This is a genomic window from Rhizobacter sp. P3_B12 (assembly GCF_056402895.1).
This window is the reverse complement of record NZ_JBFUGN010001149.1, coordinates 1-1,773: the sequence shown is the minus strand read 5'-3', so window position 1 is coordinate 1,773 and position 1,773 is coordinate 1. Positions and strand designations below refer to the sequence as shown.

The following is a 1,773-nucleotide window of genomic DNA, read 5'->3' as shown; positions in this document are numbered from 1 at the left end:
GCATCTCGCCGGCCCCATCCTCCCCGGCCAGCGGATCCTGATCCACGGCGCGGCGGGTGGGCTCGGCGGCCATGCCGTGCAGTACGCGAAGCGGGCGGGCGCCGAGGTCTTCGCGACCGCTGCCACGGCCCACGTGAAGTACGTGCGCGGTCTCGGCGCGGACCACGTCATCGACCACCAGACCCAGCGCTTCGAGGACATCGCCCGGGACATCGACCTGGTGCTCGACTACGTCGGAGGTGAAGTCCTCGATCGCTCATGGCAGGTCCTGACGCCGACCGGCGCGATCGTCGGCACCTCGTCCCCCGACATCCTGGCGCGCACGCCGGCGGGCCGCCGCGGCCTGTGGTTCATGAACAAGGCGGACACCGCGCTGCTGGAAACGCTGGCGGCCGATGTCGCGGCCGGCACGCTGAAGTCGCCGGTCAGCGAGGTGGTCGGCTTCAAGGACATCCCGGCGGCCATCGAACGCAATCGCACCGCCTCGCGCACCGGCAAGGTCGTGGCGGAGTTTTCCCGCTGATCCCTCTGAACCATCCGATCCATCATTCACTGGAGATTCACATGAGCATCCTCGTCACCGGTGCCACCGGCACCATTGGTTCCCTCATCGTTCAACGCCTGGCCGACGCCGGCGCCAGCGTCAAGGCCCTCGTTCGCCAGCCGGGCAAGCGCAGCTTCCCCGCAGGCGTCACCGAAGTGGTCGGCGACCTGACCGACGTGCCCTCGATGCGCGCCGCGCTGTCGTCGGTGCGAACGCTGTTCCTGCTGAACGCCGTGACGCCCGATGAGGTGACGCAAGCCCTCATCGCGCTGAACCTGGCGCGCGAGGCCGGCATCGAGCGCGTCGTCTACCTGTCGGTGATCCACGCCGACCAGTACACGAACGTGCCCCACTTCACGAGCAAGTACACGGTCGAGCGCATGATCGACAGCCTCGACATGCCGGCGACCATCCTGCGTCCGGCCTACTTCATGCAGAACGAAGGCACGGTCCGGCAGGTGATCGAGGGCTACGGCGTCTACCCGATGCCGATCGGCTCGGCCGGCGTCTCGATGATCGATGCGCGCGACATCGCCGACCTCGCCGTCGCCGAGCTGTTGCGCCGCGACAGGGCACCTGCACCGCTGCCGCGAATGACGCTGGACCTGGTCGGCCCGCAAGCGCTGACGGGCACTTCCGCGGCAAAGGCCTGGAGCTCCGCCCTCGGTCGCGAAATCGCCTACGGCGGCGACGACGTGGCTGCCTTCGAAGGGCAGATGGCGTCGTTCAGCCCGGCCTGGCTGGCCTATGACATGCGCCTGATGATGGCCGGCATCCAGAAGTACGGCATGCGGGGCGAAGACGGCGCGGTGGATCGCCTGCAGGCGATCCTCGGACGCCCGCTGCGCACCTACGCCGCCTTCGTGGCGGAGTCCGTCGCCGCAGCCTAGAGTGCCTGCTGGAGCTCAGGCGGCGCCACGTCGTCCACGAAATCGAACCCCTCCGTACGCGCGTCCTTGTCGATCGAGGGTTTCAGCTTGCGGGCCGCTGCCAGATCCTGCTGTCCGGCGGAGCTGTCGTTCAGACGCAGCTTCGCCAGACCTCGCCCGTACAGCGAAAAGGGCAGCGCCTTCACCTTGATCGCGCCATCGAAGGCCTCCGTGGCCTTTGCCGCATCCCCCACGCGCAAGTAGGTCCAGCCAAGGCTGTCGCGATATGCCGCCGACCCCTCGTCCAGGTCCACCGCTCGTTTGCAATCCTGCAGGGCCTGCGTCAATTCCATGTTGAGC

Annotated in this window: 3 protein-coding genes; 2 read left to right on the top strand and 1 reads right to left on the bottom strand. The window is 68.0% G+C overall.

Annotated features, from left to right (window positions below):
• Both AC1D01_RS33155 and AC1D01_RS33150 read left to right on the top strand, forming a co-directional pair.
• Window positions 1-523: zinc-binding dehydrogenase (locus AC1D01_RS33155; RefSeq protein WP_477873724.1), on the top strand; the 523-nt coding region annotated here is incomplete at its 5' end.
• A 41-nt stretch (window positions 524-564) separates the two neighbouring features.
• Window positions 565-1,434 (top strand): NmrA/HSCARG family protein, encoded by an 870-nt coding sequence (locus AC1D01_RS33150; protein ID WP_477873723.1) that lies wholly within the window; start codon window positions 565-567, stop codon window positions 1,432-1,434.
• Here AC1D01_RS33150 and AC1D01_RS33145 read toward each other — a convergent pair.
• A partial coding sequence (locus AC1D01_RS33145) for a tetratricopeptide repeat protein (RefSeq protein WP_477873722.1) occupies window positions 1,431-1,773 on the bottom strand: 343 nt, incomplete at its 5' end. The genes AC1D01_RS33150 and AC1D01_RS33145 overlap by 4 nt on opposite strands.

Excerpts from the sequence above, each read along its gene's own strand:
- AC1D01_RS33150 (WP_477873723.1), top strand. The coding sequence starts at position 565 with ATGAGCATCCTCGTCACCGGTGCCACCGGCACCATTGGTTCCCTCATC.